A 15,746-nucleotide genomic window follows, 5' to 3' on the forward strand; every position below is an offset into this window, starting at 1 on the left:
CCCCCCACCCGGTTTTCCGGGACCGGACGCGCGAACCGGTTCACACCTGCGGCGTGCTCGGCTTGGGCAGGTCCACCCGCACCAGCAAGCCATGCGGCACGACGGGCAACAGGCGGATCTTGCCGCCGTGGCCATGGACCACATCGCGCGCAATCGCCAGGCCCAGGCCGGTACCGCCAGTCGTGCGGTTGCGCGATCCCTCCAGCCGCTGGAAGGGAGCAAAGGCGCGCTCGACCTGCTCGGGAGCAATGCCCGGCCCGTCGTCGCTGATGGCGATGACGACGGCGTCGACGTCGTCGCTCAACGCAACCGTGACATGCCCGGCATACTTGCAGCCATTCTCGATGAGATTGGCAAGCGCCCGGCGCATGGCCACCGGCTGGCAGGGAAGCGGCGCGTGGTCGGGCCCGTGATAGTCGACCCACCCTCCCGCATCGCAGGCGTTGTCGCACAGGCTGATCAGCAACGCGGCCATGTCCACCCGGCTGTGCGGCTCCGACTTGGCCTCGCCACTGGCGAAGGCCAGGGTGCTGTTGATCATCGCTTCCATCTCGGCGACGTCGGAAAGCAGCTGCCGCTGCTGCGCCTTGTCGCCCACGTATTCGGCAAACAGGCGCAGCCGCGTGAGCGGCGTGCGCAGGTCGTGCGCGATCGCCGCCAGCATGTGGGTGCGCTCGTCGACGAACTGCTTCAGGCGCAGCTGCATTTCGTTGAAAGTCCGCGCAATCGCGGCGTACTCGGGGATCGCGATCTCGGCGATCAGGGTGGGTTCCCGCTCGCGCCCCAGACGTTCGGCGGCCTCGCTCAACCGCGTCAGCGGTCGCACCAGCCGACGCGCCACCCACAGCGAGAGGCTGCCGATGAACAGCAGGGACACCAGGATGATCGCGATGTTGCGGAAGCGGCGGGTGGTCCCTTTCTCGTCCAGGTTCTGCGAGACCACCAGCCAGCGCGACCCGCCCAGGCCGATCGCAATGCGGAAACTTCGCAGTATCGCGATGTCCGACTGCATGCGGTTGCGCGCCACGTTGACCAGGCGCGTCGGCAGGCTGGCCGCCAGCACGACCAGGGTGCCGGTCTCGAGATCGATGTCGGTGGACGTGGTTTCCGCGCTTGCCCGGATGTCGGCCGGATCGACCCCGAGCTGCTGCGCGATGCTCCGCGCGACCGACGTCAGCAGTTGCGACGGCCTTCCGGGCATCGGCACCGAGACATGCCGGCGCGTCAACGAGAACATGGTGTCGGCACCTCCATGCACGATGGCGGGCGTTTCCGTGGCGGGACGCGACTCGATGCGAAAGCTCAACCACCTCGACGACGCCAGCGAGTCGAGTTTCTGCTGTTGTTCTTCGGCCGGCGTGGCGCGCGCCGCGCGAACGGCCTCCACCGTGCGCTCGGACAACCAGCCCTGGTCGATGAGAATGAAGCTGGGCGGCGGCACCAGCCGCGTCAGCATGCCCTGGAACAATTCGATCGACACCTGGGACAGCACGATCACGATCACGATGCGCGATGCCAGCCCGAACCTGCGACGCCAGCGGAACCTCATGCCGTCTGACGATGGTCTTCGGCGCAAACATCGGCGGCAAAGAAATAGCCGCCGTTGCGAACCGTCTTGATCAGCACCGGGTCGAGCGGACGGGCTTCGATCTTCCGGCGCAACCGGCTGATCTGCACGTCGATGCTGCGATCGAACGGGTTGCTGTTGCGTCCGCGCGCCAGGTCCAGCAGCCGGTCGCGGCTCAGTATTTCCTGCGGATGCTCGACGAAGGCCAGCAGCAGATCGAACTCGCCGCTGGTCAGGTCGGTAAGCATGCCGGTGGGCGAAGTCAGGCTGCGATGGCTGACATTGAGCATCCAGCCGGCGAACCGGTACACCGGCCGCTTGCCCTGCGCCTGGTCCGGCTTGACATAGGTCCGGCGCAACACCGCGCGGATACGGGCGATCAGCTCGCTCGGATTGAACGGCTTGACGATGTAGTCGTCGGCACCCAGCTCCAGGCCGACCACGCGGTCGGCCTCCCCGTCCATGGCCGTCAGCAGGATGACCGGAACCGGCCGCTCCGCATCCTGCAATTGCCGGCACAGGGACAAGCCGCTTTCGCCGGGCAGCATCACGTCCAGCACGATGAGGTCGACGGGCATGCGGCCCAGGGCATCGCGCATTTGCACGCCATTGCCGGCGGTGGTGACGCACAGGCCGTGGTCATTGAGGAAGCGGGCCAGCATGGCACGTATCTGCTGGTCGTCGTCGACGATCAGTACATGCGGCTGGCGCGTGGATGGCGTGCTGAATTTCATGGCCGGACGATAACCCAGTCCAGCGGCCCGCGGCACGGCTGAAACAAACTGAAACGATCTGCAAGACCCATGCAATCGCCCATGGCCGGCGACCTCCTAGAGTCCGTGGCTCCCCTACCCAGGATGCCCGCCCGTGATGAAGCTGATGACCTTGTTCCCGCGCGCAACCCCCAGGATCGGTGCCATGGCAGTGACGATGCTGATGATGACCACCCCGACGCTGGCCCAGTCGGCCGCGCAAGCCACGCAGGAAAGCGACTGGAAAGTGGCCGCCGGGCTCGGCGTCCTGCGCACGCCGATTTTCCCGGGCGCGCGCAAGAGTGAAGCCTTTGCCGCTCCGTACTTTTCCGCCAGCTATCGCGACCGTTTCTTCGTGCGCGGCCCCGCCGTCGGAGTGAACCTGCTCCGTTTCGGCGAACATGACCGCTTTCGGCTGGGCGTGGTGGCACGCTACACGCTGGAGGCCGAATGGGACGAGTCGGACGATCGCGCGTTGCGCCGCCTCGGCCGGATCGACGGCGGCCTCGACGCAGGCGTGTTCGGCAGCTACCGGGGCGAATCCTGGTTTGCCGAGCTGGCGGCAACCCGCGGCGCCGTGCTCAGGAAGGAGCACGGTGAAAAGAGCACGCGCGGCAGCGGTACGGCAATCCAGTTCGGATTCGGCTACACCACGCGCCTTGCCACCCACCTCCGCTGGACGACGCAAGCCAGCACCCAGTGGTCGGACGCCACCCGCGCGCGTACCTATTTCGGCATCTCCGATGCGCAATCGCTGGCCACGGGGTTGCGGCCCCATCAGCCCAAGGCCGGCATCACCAGCTACGGCATCACGACGACGCTGGACTATGCCTTCGCCAGGCACTGGACGCTGATTGGCCTGGTCAAGTTCGAGCGGCTGGCCGGCGACGCCAAGAGCAGCCCCATCGTCACGGCCAACGGCAAGGCGAACCAGCTTTCCACTGGCCTATTCCTCGGGTACCGCTTCTGATGCCGGGCCCGAAGCGGAGAGGCGGCGGACACCCGGGCTGGATGCAACGGCTGAAATGGCTGCATGCAAGTCGCGCCAGGCTACCCGGCAGGCAGGCCCCGGAAAGAACCATGGCCGAATGGGATGACCTGGCATCGTTCATGCTGCTGGCAAAACTCACCCTTGACAGTCGCGCCACGGAACCGACCCGCATCATGTGCGAGGAACGCATCCTGCGTGATGCGCGGCGGCTTGCCGCCATCGGATTCTTCGAGCTGTTTGCGGTACGCCCCACGCCCTTGCGCACCATGCTCGAAGGCGAAGGCGTGATCGACCGACGATGACCCGGGTCGACACGCCATCGCCGGGGAGCGGACAGACACCACCGGGCCAACCATCCCGGGCGCCGGACGCCGCCTGCATGGCAGAATCCGCCCATGCGCATCTATCTCGTCGGCGGCGCGGTCCGCGACAACTTGCTGGGTCGGCCAGTGGTCGATCGCGACCACGTAATCGTCGGCGCGCGGCCGGAGGAGTTGCTGGCACAGGGCTACAAGCCGGTCGGCAAGGATTTCCCGGTGTTCCTGCACCCTGACACCGGCGAGGAATACGCGCTGGCGCGCACCGAGCGCAAGACCGGGCACGGTTACCATGGCTTCGCCTTCCACGCCGATCCGACGGTGACGCTGGAACAGGATCTGGCCCGGCGCGACCTCACCATCAATGCGATTGCCGCCGATGAACACGGCAACCTGATCGACCCTTACGGCGGCGTGCACGACATCGAGGCGCGCGTGCTGCGCCATGTGTCACCCGCGTTCGTGGAAGACCCGGTCCGACTGTTGCGGGTGGCGCGCTTCGCCGCGCGCTTCGCGCCACTGGGTTTCACCGTGGCGGACGAAACCATGGCATTGCTGCAGCAGATGGTGCACGACGGCGAGGTGGATCATCTCGTGCCGGAGCGGGTCTGGGCAGAAACACGCAAGGCACTGGGCGAGGCACAGCCATCGGCATTCCTGCGCGTGCTGCGCGCATGCGGTGCGCTGGCCGTGCTGTTTCCTGAAGTGGATGCGTTGTACGGCGTCCCGCAACGCGCGGAATTCCATCCCGAGATCGACACCGGCATCCACGTGGAAATGGTGCTGGACGCGGCCGCGGCGATAGCGCCGGGCGACGACCTGGTCGGCTTCTGCGCGTTGGCCCACGATCTCGGCAAGGCGTTGACGCCGCCCGACATGCTGCCGCGCCACATCGGCCACGAGCAGCGCGGTGTGGCTGCAGTGCAGGCGCTGGCCACCCGATTGAAGGTGCCGACCGAACATGCCGCGCTGGCCGAACTGGTGTGCCGCGAACACCTCAACGCACACCGTGCGTTCGAGCTGAAGCCTGCCACCGTGCTGAAGCTGCTGGTCGCGCTGGATGGGTTGCGCCGGCCCGAACGGCTGGACGTTTTCCTGGCGGCCTGTGTTGCCGACAAGCGCGGCCGGCCGGGCCACGAACACGACGACTACCCGCAAGCCGACTGGCTACGCCGCGCCCGCGACGCCGCGGCGGCCGTCGTGGCCGCACCGTTCGTGACGCAAGGCCTGCAGGGTCCCGCCATTGGCGCGGCGATGGAGCGCGCGCGGATCGATGCGATTGCGGTGGCCAAGGCCGCGCTCTGAACCTTTGCTGTCGTCCGCCGATTCAATGCCACAATGACACGTTGCAATTCATCGCCCAGACCTTGCGACGGTTGAGTCGCCCCCTCTCCGGAATACGCCTCATGCAGGTTCAAGGAAGACTGACCGCATTGCGCCGCAAACACCCGTTTCTCGCCCTGTCCGTTGTCCTTGTTGCACTGTGGCTGCTGCTCTATGCGCCATTGCTGCTCGGCTCCCATGTACTGCCATGGGATGCGATCGACGAGTTCTATCCCACCGCATATTTCAACGCGCACAGTCTTCGCATGGGACTTGCCCCTTGGTGGAATCCCTATATCTATTCAGGCTTTCCGCAGATTGCGGACCCTCAGGGCATGCTGTTCTCGCCACTGTTGATGGCCTGGATGCTGCTGCGGCAAGCGCCTGGCGCTCACTGGTTCGCGTGGGCCGTACTTTTGCATCTGCTGATGGGCGGCATCGCCATGTTGGCCCTGCTGCGTCGAAGCAGCGCACGCGACTTCGGTGCTCTGATCGGGGCTCTGGTGTTCATGGCTGGCGGTGTCGCCGCATCGCGCCTCGAACACGTTCCCATCGTGCTCGCTTACGCCTACGCACCCGTGGTGCTGCTTGCGCTGCGCCACTTCCTCACCGGGCCGGGCCTGCTGCGGGGGCTGCTGCTTGGGCTGGCCGCCGGTGCATTGGCTACGAACCTGGTGCAGGTTGCCTATCTGTTCGCGTTGATGATCATCGGCTATGCGGTCATCGCAACCGGGTGGCATTGGCGTCACTACGATAGCCGGACCCGATGGCGTTACGGCTTCGGTGTGGTTGCAGCCGTGCTGCTGGCCACCTGCATTGCCCTGCCGCAATTACTGTTCAGTTGGGCCTTCATCAGCCTGTCCAACCGCACCGCCATGTCTCTGGCGGATTCAGCGACTGCATCCCTGCCCTTGCGAAGCCTCGTCAGCCTGCTTGATCCCAATGCATGGCATGCACTGAGCGGTTCTTACACGGGACCAGCTTCCAGGGTCGAGGCCTACTTCTACATTGGCATCATGCCGCTGCTGATGCTGTGTGGATTGGGCGCCGCGTGGCGATGCCCCATACAACGACGACAGGTGCTGTTTTTCGGCGTCGTGGCCGGCGTAGCGATTCTCTACATGCTCGGCCTGCATGCACCGCTATATGGCTGGCTGTACGGCTGGATGCCCGGCATCCAGCACTTCCGCAGACCATCGGATGCGGCCTATCTCCTGAACTTTGCCCTGGCGATATTCACTGGCCTGTCGGCCAGTCATTTCAGGCTGGATTCGAAGCGGCACATCAGCATCCTGCTGATCGCCACCGCCGTCGGGCTTGCATGGGCCAGCTCGCAACTGCATGGTGTCGAATCGCCGTGGCGAGTACGTTCACTGGTGGCGGCACTCTTTGCCGTACTCGCCTTATGGCGACTGCAACGCCCCGGAAGCCGCGCACGTACGGCGACATGGATGCTGCTGTTGCTGGTCGCCGACTACAGCTGTTTCAACCTCAATGGCAGTTTCGATCGCGGCCACGACATGGCCCGCTGGTTCATGCACGACAATACGGCAACCTTCCTGGCGCACCAATTGCACGATGGCCACGGCGCCCTGAAGCCCCGCATCGAGACCATCGACGCTCATGTCTCTTGGGACAATAACGTCGTATTGCGTGACATCCCTTCCACGCAAGGCTACAACCCGCTTCGCTATGCCCTGTACAACCAATGGTACGGCGCCCGCGACAACGGCAACCTGCCTCGCGTCGACACAACCTACAACCCTTCCCCCGCCAGCACGCTCAGCGATCTGTTGAGCGTGACCTATCTGGTCAGGGGCAACACAACATATCAGACTGCAGCCTGGTCGCCTCCACCCGGTTACGTGCCGGCTTTCTCGGGGAAAACCACCGACGTGTGGCGCAATACCCGTGCCTATCCGCGGCTGCTCACACCGACCCAGGCTCTGCTCGTTTCTCCGGGCAAGGTACCGCCGCCCCAGGTCTTCGCCGACACGAACTTCCACGACAGCCTGTGGCTTACACCCCGTGATCGCATGGACGCCCAAACCGCCCGCGTGGCGGCAACCATTTGCACGGGCCGTACACGAGTGATCTCCGTGCAAACCGTGCCCACCCGCACCATCATCCGAACGCAAGGCGACGCCCCCGGCTGGCTCGTGCTGAGCGACCTTGATTTTCCCGGATGGCAGGCTGATGTCGATGGCGCCACGATCCCGATCCACCGCGCCAACATCATGTTCCGGGCCTTATGCATTCCGGCGGGAAATCATGTGGTCACCGTTGCATTCCACCCTTGGAGCATGGTCGCCACAGCGATGCGCCAATCTCGCCATCGGGGCAGCCAGCCCGAATAACCAGCAGGTTCAGGGCTGTCGCTTGCCCAGTGTGCGCTCCACCCATGCCAACACATCCGCCAATGGCGTCTTCAACAGCAGCCATGCCAACGCGATGCCCACGCTGTCGGCCAGTACGTCGAGCGCATCGGCATAGCGCGGTGGGTCCAGCCACTGCGCGAACTCGATGAAGATGCCGAAGCCGAGGCACAGCAGCGCGCTGCCGATGCGGCCGCGGCGGGAGTGGTGGATGTTGCCCCACCAGCCCATCAGGCAGGTGAAGGTGAAGGCGTGCAGCAGCTTGTCGCCTTGGGGGAAGTCGAGCGCAATGTCGGGATCGGGCGTCAATGCCATCCACAGCGTCCATGCCATCACCAGCACGCCGATAACCGTCCAGGCGCGATGCCAGCGCAACCGCACCGGCGTTTCCCTCACAAGCGGCCGCCCTGGTCGGCGTCGAGCAGTTCGGCGGGCAGCGGCAGGGCGTCGAGGCCACGCGCCAGCAGCATGGCCTGGAAGCTTTCACCCATCTGCTCCGGCAGGGTCAGCCGCTTCACCTGCTGCGCCAGGCGATAGCGCGTGGCCTCGTCGGCAGCCTGCAAATAGGCATCTTCGAACACCTGCTGCAAGCCGCTGCCGATCAGGAATTGCGCCTGCGGCAGGTAGGCAGCCACGCCGAAGCCGGCCTGGTTGCAGGCCTCGGCCAGCGCGGTGAAATCGACCGAAGCGGTAAGGTCGTTCAACCCGGGCCACCACAGCGGATCGGCGTGCGCGTGGTGGCGGTAATGCGCCATCAGCGTGCCGTCACTGCGCTCGGGCAAGTAGAACTCGCGGCGCACGTAGCCGTAGTCGACGAACAGCATCACGCCGGCGTCGAGCGTGCCGGCCACGGCCTGCATCCAGTACGGCAACTGCGGCAGGACTTCCGAACGATAGCCATCCGCGAAGGCCTCGCCGAGATCGCGCTCGACATGTCGCACCGCGCCGGCCACCAGGGCATCGGCGGGACGATCGGTGCGCGCGAGGCGGCCCTCGCCATCCAGCGCCACGTGTTCCTCATACACCTCGCCTTCGCGTATCGCGAAGCGCGTGGTGGGCAGTGCATCGATCACCTCGTTGGCGAACAGCACGCCACGCCATGCCTGCTCGGGTGGGCGGTCAAGCCATTGCACGCGCGCGGCCAGCGCCGCCGGCAACGCCGCGGCGAGGCGCTCGTGCTGGCGCTCGCGCAGGTCGGCGCTGGGTTCAAGGATGAGATAATGCCGCGGCACCGTACCGCTCTCGGCAAAGGCTTTCAGCGCTACTTCAGCGAAGGCGCCACTGCCGCCGCCCAGCTCCAGGAAATCCGCCTCGTCACCCAGCTCGGCCAGCACCGGTCGCACCGTGTTCACCACGCAACGCGCAAACAATTCGCCCAGCTCGGGCGCGGTGATGAAATCGCCGGCTTCGCCGAACTTGGCCTTGCCGGCGCTGTAATAACCCAGCCCCGGTGCGTACAGGCAGCGCTCCATGTACTGCGAGAACGGCAACGGCCCCTGCGCGACAATCAATTCGCGCAGATGCTGCAGCAGTTGATCGGAATGCGCGCGCTCATCGGCGCCAGGTTCGGGGAGACGGGAAGACATGCGGGCGACTGGTTCGGCAAAGGGGTAAGGATAGCCGATGCGCCAGCCGGGGCCGTTCGTCTTCCCCCACTCCGTTCACCCTCAACGTAGGCCCGCAAGAGCCGGAGTCGAAGGGCGTTTCGACTTCCTCGCTCCTCAAAGCCGTGGCCATCCATGGCCACTCTCCGCGTGCGCTCGCTGGCGCGAGCTACGCTCAACGCGAACGGTTGAGGTTGGATCAGGTTTTCGCCAGATTGCCCCTCACCCCACCCCTCTCCCCGGCGGGGAGGGGGAGAAACGGCACGGCCTCCCCGGCGGGGAGAGGGAGCAAAGCCGCGATCAGAAGTCCTTCTGCAGGCTCAGGTACACGCCGCGGCGCGGGCCGAACTGCGGCGCGCCGACGCCGATGCCGCTGCCGTCGCGCAGCTCGTACGTGCGATCCAGCGCATTGATCAGCGCCAGTTGCGTGTGCAGCTTGCCGGTGCTCTGGAAATTGAAATCGTGTGACAGGCTCAGGTTGAGCTGGAAGTAGGACGGCATCGAAGCGCCGTTCGGTACCGCGCCATCCTTGCGCAAACCGCTGCCGAACAGGTAGTCCGCGCCGATGCGGGTGGCGTCGGCAAAGCTGTAGCTGATGCCGCCCGACGAGGAATAGGCCTGGTCGTGGTCGAGGAAGATGTAGTGATCGGCGATGTAGGCCAGGTCGTCCGGGCTGAAGTTGTACTGGCTGGTGATCACCTGGCTGCCCATGGCGCGGCTGGCAGCGAGGTTGAAGTAGGCGTTGAACGGTCCGTCGTTGTAGTTGGCGGTGAATTCCACGCCCTTGATGCGGCCCTTGGCGTAGTTGAAGGTGGAATACACCAGCGCGGCGCCGAACTGGCCTTCGTCCTGCAAACGCTGCACCTTGCGATAGTAGGTATCCAGGCCCAGCGTGAGGTGGGGACCCACGTTCTGCTGGATGCCGGCGTCGAAGTAGTCCGAGCGCTCGGACAACGGCGTGTTGTTGCCGTTGTCCGGCAGCGCATTGGTGGTGCCGTTGAACTTGGCGATGTTCGCGGCGGTAATCGCTTCGGTGGCTGGCGGCGTGAAGTAGCGCGAGTACCCTGCGTGCAGCGTGGCGCTGCTGCCGGCCTGGTAGACCAGACCCAGGCGCGGGCTGAGCTGGCTCTCGGTACGGAATGCCTTGTACACGTCGCCACGCAGGCCGTAGTTCACGGTCAGGTTCTGGCCGATGCTCCACTCGTCCTGCACGTAGGCCGACCAGGTCCTGGCGGTGACACGGTTGGCGTCGATGATGTCGATCGGCGTGGTGCTGCTCTGGTTGCCGTTGGCATCGGCCGGGAATACCCAGGCATTGTTCGTGCTCGGCGCGCTTTCATAACTGCCGTAGAGGCCGTAGCGCAGGGTGTGGTCGTCACCCAGCGGGGTGGCGAAATCGGCCTGCAACGTGCTGGCGCGGTTGCTGCGCGAAATGCCGGACGCCACGCCGTTGAACATCAGGTCGCCGATCCTGTCCGGGGTGAAATCGAGGCTGGAATAACGCTGGCCAAGCGATACCTGGTAATCGGTGCTGCCGAGCTTGCCCTGCAGCGAAAGCACGCCGAAACGGGTCTGTTCGCGCTGCTGCTCGTTGAGGTCGGCCGAGTTGAAATCGGTCTGGTCGAGATAACCGAACGCGGGCTGCTGGTTCGGGTTGTTCGGGATCTGGAAGCGGCTGTTGGCCGCGCCGAACATGAAGCTCAGGCGCGTATCGTTGTTGATCAGGTAGGAGATGTCGCCGAACGCCTTCACCTGATTGGTGTGATCGTGGATCGGCTTGCGGCTGGAGGTGGGATTCTCGACACCCACGTCGTTCTCCAGGTAGTTCGCCGTGAGGAAGTAGCTCCAGCGATCGTTGCTGCCCCAGATCGAGGCATTGGGGTTGATCGAGCCGAACGAACCGCCGGTGATTCCCACGCTGCCGCCGTTGCCCAGGTCGTGGCCGCTCTTGGTGGTGATGTCCACCACGGCCGCGGTGCGCAGGCCGTATTGCGCCGGCAACGCGCCGTCGAGCAGCTTCACGTTCTGGATGGTGCGCGAGTCCAGCGTCTGGCCGAAGCCGGAGATCGATTCGGGAATGATCACGCCATTGATGCGGTATTGCAGATTGGCATGGTCGCCGCGCACATGCAGGCCGCCGTACGAATCCTGCACCACGCCCGGCGCCTGCAGCAGCACCTGGTTCACCGGCGTGGCGGCGCCCAGCGGCAGTTGCGCGATCGCCTTCTGGTCGATCACGTACTGGCTGGAGCCGGTGTCCGGCGACAACGCGTTGCGCGCCTGATCCAGCGCGGCCGACACATGCACCGCATCGAGCTGCTTCACCGACAGCGGCGGAGAAGCCGGCGCGAGATCGTCCGTGGCGGAAGCCGCTGTCGATGACACAGCGGCCGCACTGACGGGGCCCGCAACCAGGGCAAAGGCGAGGCTCAGGGCAAGTGGGGTGAACTTCACGGGCAACTCCAGAAGGGGGATGAGCTTGAAATGTAATGTTATAACGTTACCATCACTTCATCCAAGTGCTCTGGCCCAGAAGTCATGCCCGCGGTTTCGTGCAGGCGAATCGTCAGCGCCAGCGGCGGATCCGATGCCGGAACCGGAATGTCCCGAGCCGTCGCCCAAGGCGTGTCGAACTGGCGCATGCGGCTTGCGCCCCGATCGCCGCGACCCGGGTGTGCGTGGCCGCTGGCTCGTATCAGGGTGATCCCGCTCCCCGTTCGACCGTTCTTCACGCAACAGGCCCTAGCATCGGCACCTGTCTTTCACCCGCAACGGTGATGCGCCATGAGCAAATCCAGGCCAACCGGCTCCGGCGACGCACTGCCGGCCGTGATCGATCCGGACGACGCCGGCGGCAGGGTTTCGCGCGCCATCCTCGATTTCGTCAGCCACATCCCGGCCAGCCGCGTGGACAACCACGCGCAGCCGGAAGCCGAGGCGCGTCGGCTGGCCAACCGTGCCGCGCAACGCGCCGCGCTCACCGCCGGTTCGCTGGCGTTGCCGCCGGGTCCGTTGGGCTGGCTCACGGTGCTGCCGGAGCTGTTGGCGATCTGGAAAATCCAGGCGCAGCTGGTTAGCGACATCGCCGCCGCCTACGGCCGCCATGCCGAACTCGGCCGCGAGCAGATGCTGTGGTGCCTGTTCCGCCACACCACCGCACAGGCATTCCGCGACGTGGCGATACGCATGGGCGACCGGCTGCTGTTCCGCCGCTTGTCGCACGGCATGATCGAACGCATCGCCAAGCAGGTGGGCGTCAAGCTCAGCCGCCGCGCGCTGGGCGAAGGCTTGTCGCGCTGGATGCCGGTGATCGGCGCACTCGGCGTGGGCGCCTACGCCTATTACGACACCGGCCAGGTGGCCGCCACCACCATCGCCATGATGGAGCAGGGTTTCGGCACCGCCGATGAGGGCGACGCCGCCGAACCGGCCGCCACGCCACGCAAGCCATCGACGACGAAACATGTCGTCGCCCGACTTGTGCGTCGACGCGGCAAATCCGATACCGAGTGAGTGCCACGGATGACGCCCCGGCCGCTTTGCGGCAAGCTGGCCGCATGAATCGATGCCGCGCAGGAGCCCCCGCATGAAAGCACGCCACGAGCGCCCCATCGTCCTTGTCACCGGCGGTGCGCGACGCGTCGGCGCGGTGATCGCCCGCACGCTGCACGCGGCCGGTTACGATCTGGCCCTGCACTGTCGCCATTCGGTGGCTGAAGCCGAGACGCTGGCCGCCGAACTGGAACAATTACGCGCCGACAGCACGCTGGTGCTGCAGGCCGATCTGGCTGACCCGGAGGCACCGGCGGCGCTGATCGACACCTTGCTGGCGCAGACCGGCCGCCTCGATGCACTGGTCAACAACGCCTCGGCGTTCTTTCCCACGCCGGTAGGCAGCGCCACGCTGGCGCAGTGGGATGACTTGTTCGCATCGAACGCGCGCGCGCCATTCTTCCTGGCCCAGGCCGCCACGCCCGCCCTGCGTGCGGCACGCGGTGCGATCGTGAACCTGGTGGACATCTACGCCGAGCGTCCGCTCGCCGACCACCCGCTGTACTGCATGGCCAAGGCCGCACTGGCGACGATGACGCGCTCGCTGGCACTGGACCTGGCCCCGGAAGTCCGCGTCAACGGCGTGGCGCCAGGCGCGGTGCTGTGGCCGAACAACGGCATGGCTTATACCGACCAGCAGGCGTTGCTGGCGCGCACGCCGCTGGAGCGCGCCGGCTCGCCCGAGGACGTGGCCGGCGCCGTGCGCTGGCTGTTGCATGACGCGCCGTTCGTCACCGGCCAGATCATCGCGGTGGACGGCGGCCGCACCTTGTCGGTGTAAGCGCCGGGCCCGATTCGCGGTTGCGACGCGGCTACTTGTCGTTCGCCTTGGCGACGTCGTGCACATCGTCGACCAGCGCCACGATTCCGCGATGCGCATCGCTGTCGACATCGTCATCGAACAACACGCTGTCGATGGTGCGTTTGGCCGTATGCACGCTCAACGTCACACGTCTGGCCGCGATGACTTGGCGCAACACGTCCAGCGAGGTCTGGAATCCGCGCGTGGACGTTTCGCCAGCCAGTTGCCTGGCCACGCTGTAGTCGCGGTGATCCTGGTGAGCCATTTCGCTGTAGCGCGTCGGCAGCGGCGCTTCGGTCAGCGGCACCTGGCGGCCATCGATATCCAGCACGGCATCATGGATCGCCGCGTAACCACCCCGGGTCTGCACCACCAGCACGGCATGCTCCGGCGCGTTGGAGGTCCAGCCTCCGCCCAGCGCACTGCAGATCGCGCTCTTGCCGCAATTCGTCATGCGGGGAGTGATCCACACCTGCTGCATGCCATCGGCATGGCTGGTTTGCGCACGGATCTTCGGGTGGTGATGGAAAACGGCGCAGCCGTTCAGCAACAGGGCGATTCCCAGGGCGACGACAAGCTTGCTATGCATGGTTCCTCCTTGATGATTTCGGTCGCAATGCTGGACCCATCCGGGTTCCGGCAGCCGCGGCGACCCTGTCGCCCGGCAGGTGAATCAGGTCATGTCGGCGGGGGTTTCCAGCGACACGACCTCGAGCGGCTCGCGCTCATGCGGAAACGCGGCCCACATGGCCGCCATCGTGCGGCCATCGCGTGGATGGCGCAAGTCGGGTGCGATGTCCGCCAGCGGCTTCAGCACGAAGGCGTACTTCAATTCCTTGCGCGGTATCTGCAAATGTCCGGGGCCATCGATCACGCGGTCGTCGTACAGCACGATGTCCACGTCCAATGTGCGGCTGGCATAGCGCGGTTGGTCGCGACGACGGCCATGCCGATCTTCCAGCGCATGCAGCCAGTCGTTCAGCGCTTGCGGTTCGAGATCGGTCTCCAGCGCCACCGCCAGGTTGACGAAGTCGGGACCGTCGAAACCCACCGCCTTGCTGCGGTAGGCCGGCGACACGTCCAGCGCACCGAAGCGCGCGCGCAGTTCGTCCAGCGCGACGGGAAGGTAACGGTAGGGCTCCAGGTTGGAGCCCAGGCTGAGGTAGGCGCGAGCCATCATTGCCCTGGGGAAGAGGGAGACCGTGATTCTGCCTGCCTGTCGCCCACGTGCGCCAGTCCGGCTTGCATGTCGTATCCGGTGGGCTGCTGGTACAGGCGCAGACCGAATTCCGGCAGGATAGCGAGCAGGTGGTCGAAAATATCCGACTGCACGTTCTCGTGCGGCACGAAATCGGTGACGGACGTATAGCAGTAGATTTGCAACGGAATGCCCGCAGCACCCGGCTCGAGCTGGCGCACGGCGCACAACATGTCGTGATTGATCTGCGGATGCGCGTCGATGTAGGCCTGCATGTAGGCACGCAGGCTGCCCAGGTTGCTGAGGCGGCGCTGGTTGACGGCCAGCTTGCCCTGCTCGCCCAGCGCCTCGTTCCATTCACCCACTTCCTTCTGCTTGCGCGCGAAGTAGTCGCCCAGCAGCCGGAACTGGCGCAAGTGATCGATCTCGTCGCCCGCCAGGAAACGCACGCTGGTGACATCGATGTTGATCGCGCGGCAGATGCGCCGCCCGCCACTTTCGTACATGCCGCGCCAGTTGCGGTAGGACTGCGAAATGAGGTGCCAGGTGGGAATGGTGCTGACGGTCTTGTCCCAGTTCTGCACCTTGACGGTATGCAGGGCCACGTCGATCACGAAACCGTCGGCGCCGTCATCGGGCATCGAGATCCAGTCGCCCACGCGCAGCATGTCGTTGGAGCCCAGCTGCACGCTGGCCACCACCGACAGGATAGTGTCCTTGAAGATCAGCAGCAGCACCGCCGAAATCGCCCCGAGGCCGGCCAGCAGCGACAGCGGCGAACTGCCGATCAGGCAGGCGATGATGATGATGGCGCCAACCATCCAGACGAGGATCTTGCCCAGCTGCACGTAGCCCTTGATCGAGCGTTCGCGCCCCCGCGGCGTGGCCACGTACAAGTCTTCCAGCGCTGACAGCGCGGCATTTGCCGCCATCACCGCGAACAACGCGATCAGCGACAACACGATGCCCGACACCACGCTCTCGACGCCGGCCGGCACCCCCGGCACCGCCTTGATGCCGTATTTCACGATCAGCATCGGCACCATCCGCGCCAGCCACAGGAAGGTGCGCCGCTTGAACAGGGCGTCGTCCCACTGCCACGCGGTACGCCGGGTGACGCTGCTGACCACGCGTAACAGGATGCGGCGCACCAGTTGGCCGGCCAGCCAGGCCAGCGCCAGCAGGGCCAGCACGCCCAGCAGCGTGCGCATCCAGGGCATGTCCAGCAGGTGTTGCAAGGTAGCCATCCGATTGCTCCTGTGTCG

15 protein-coding genes are annotated in these 15,746 nt (G+C 65.6%); 6 read left to right on the top strand and 9 right to left on the bottom strand.

Going from position 1 to position 15,746, the window contains the following annotated elements:
* Positions 1-40: 40 nt before the first annotated feature.
* Complete coding sequence (locus tag BMY90_RS05965; RefSeq protein ID WP_092702485.1) at positions 41-1,549, bottom strand: ATP-binding protein; 1,509 nt, start codon at positions 1,547-1,549, stop codon at positions 41-43.
* Positions 1,546-2,301: a response regulator gene (locus BMY90_RS05970; RefSeq protein WP_092702734.1), complete on the bottom strand. Its 756-nt coding sequence runs from the start codon at positions 2,299-2,301 to the stop codon at positions 1,546-1,548. Before BMY90_RS05970 ends, BMY90_RS05965 begins: the two co-directional genes overlap by 4 nt.
* Positions 2,302-2,485: 184 nt before the next feature.
* On the opposite strand from BMY90_RS05970, the gene BMY90_RS05975 reads away from it, so the two are divergent.
* The 4 genes from BMY90_RS05975 (at position 2,486) to BMY90_RS05990 (ending at position 7,307) form a co-directional block, all read left to right on the top strand.
* Positions 2,486-3,289 (top strand): MipA/OmpV family protein, encoded by an 804-nt coding sequence (locus BMY90_RS05975; protein WP_175481506.1) that lies wholly within the window; start codon positions 2,486-2,488, stop codon positions 3,287-3,289.
* 110 nt (positions 3,290-3,399) lie between these two features.
* Complete coding sequence (locus tag BMY90_RS05980; protein WP_092702489.1) at positions 3,400-3,612, top strand: hypothetical protein; 213 nt, start codon at positions 3,400-3,402, stop codon at positions 3,610-3,612.
* Positions 3,613-3,705: 93 nt separating this feature from the next.
* Complete coding sequence (locus BMY90_RS05985; protein ID WP_092702491.1) at positions 3,706-4,932, top strand: multifunctional CCA addition/repair protein; 1,227 nt, start codon at positions 3,706-3,708, stop codon at positions 4,930-4,932.
* 101 nt (positions 4,933-5,033) lie between these two features.
* Positions 5,034-7,307, top strand: a complete 2,274-nt coding sequence (locus BMY90_RS05990) for a YfhO family protein (protein WP_139201702.1) — start codon at positions 5,034-5,036, stop codon at positions 7,305-7,307.
* 9 nt (positions 7,308-7,316) lie between these two features.
* On the opposite strand, the gene BMY90_RS05995 is transcribed toward BMY90_RS05990, so the two are convergent.
* The 4 genes from BMY90_RS05995 to BMY90_RS17200 all read right to left on the bottom strand — a co-directional run bounded on the left by BMY90_RS05995 (position 7,317) and on the right by BMY90_RS17200 (position 11,571).
* Positions 7,317-7,658 carry a VanZ family protein gene (locus BMY90_RS05995; protein ID WP_425438648.1) on the bottom strand — a complete coding sequence of 114 codons (342 nt, stop codon included), beginning with the start codon at positions 7,656-7,658 and terminating at the stop codon, positions 7,317-7,319.
* A gap of 59 nt (positions 7,659-7,717) precedes the next feature.
* The gene (locus tag BMY90_RS06000) at positions 7,718-8,911 is read right to left on the bottom strand and encodes a class I SAM-dependent methyltransferase (protein WP_092702497.1); all 1,194 of its coding nucleotides are present in this window, start codon (positions 8,909-8,911) and stop codon (positions 7,718-7,720) included.
* 318 nt (positions 8,912-9,229) lie between these two features.
* Positions 9,230-11,383: a TonB-dependent receptor gene (locus BMY90_RS06005; protein ID WP_092702499.1), complete on the bottom strand. Its 2,154-nt coding sequence runs from the start codon at positions 11,381-11,383 to the stop codon at positions 9,230-9,232.
* A gap of 38 nt (positions 11,384-11,421) precedes the next feature.
* Positions 11,422-11,571, bottom strand: coding sequence for a hypothetical protein (locus BMY90_RS17200; protein WP_175481507.1), 150 nt, complete (start codon positions 11,569-11,571; stop codon positions 11,422-11,424).
* 142 nt (positions 11,572-11,713) lie between these two features.
* On the opposite strand from BMY90_RS17200, the gene BMY90_RS06010 reads away from it, so the two are divergent.
* Both BMY90_RS06010 and BMY90_RS06015 read left to right on the top strand, forming a co-directional pair.
* Complete coding sequence (locus BMY90_RS06010; RefSeq protein WP_008211170.1) at positions 11,714-12,442, top strand: hypothetical protein; 729 nt, start codon at positions 11,714-11,716, stop codon at positions 12,440-12,442.
* Positions 12,443-12,515: 73 nt separating this feature from the next.
* Positions 12,516-13,262 carry a pteridine reductase gene (locus BMY90_RS06015; RefSeq protein ID WP_092702501.1) on the top strand — a complete coding sequence of 249 codons (747 nt, stop codon included), beginning with the start codon at positions 12,516-12,518 and terminating at the stop codon, positions 13,260-13,262.
* Positions 13,263-13,293: 31 nt separating this feature from the next.
* On the opposite strand, the gene BMY90_RS06020 is transcribed toward BMY90_RS06015, so the two are convergent.
* The 3 genes from BMY90_RS06020 to BMY90_RS06030 all read right to left on the bottom strand — a co-directional run bounded on the left by BMY90_RS06020 (position 13,294) and on the right by BMY90_RS06030 (position 15,728).
* Entirely contained in the window at positions 13,294-13,872 is a 579-nt protein-coding gene (locus BMY90_RS06020) for a hypothetical protein (RefSeq protein WP_092702503.1), read from the bottom strand.
* A gap of 84 nt (positions 13,873-13,956) precedes the next feature.
* Positions 13,957-14,460, bottom strand: coding sequence for a 2-amino-4-hydroxy-6-hydroxymethyldihydropteridine diphosphokinase (folK, locus tag BMY90_RS06025; RefSeq protein ID WP_008211164.1), 504 nt, complete (start codon positions 14,458-14,460; stop codon positions 13,957-13,959).
* Positions 14,460-15,728 (bottom strand): mechanosensitive ion channel family protein, encoded by a 1,269-nt coding sequence (locus tag BMY90_RS06030; protein WP_008211162.1) that lies wholly within the window; start codon positions 15,726-15,728, stop codon positions 14,460-14,462. Before BMY90_RS06030 ends, folK begins: the two co-directional genes overlap by 1 nt.
* Between the last annotated feature and the right edge of the window lie 18 nt (positions 15,729-15,746).

Source organism: Rhodanobacter glycinis (genome assembly GCF_900114325.1).
Classification (GTDB): domain Bacteria; phylum Pseudomonadota; class Gammaproteobacteria; order Xanthomonadales; family Rhodanobacteraceae; genus Rhodanobacter_A; species Rhodanobacter_A glycinis.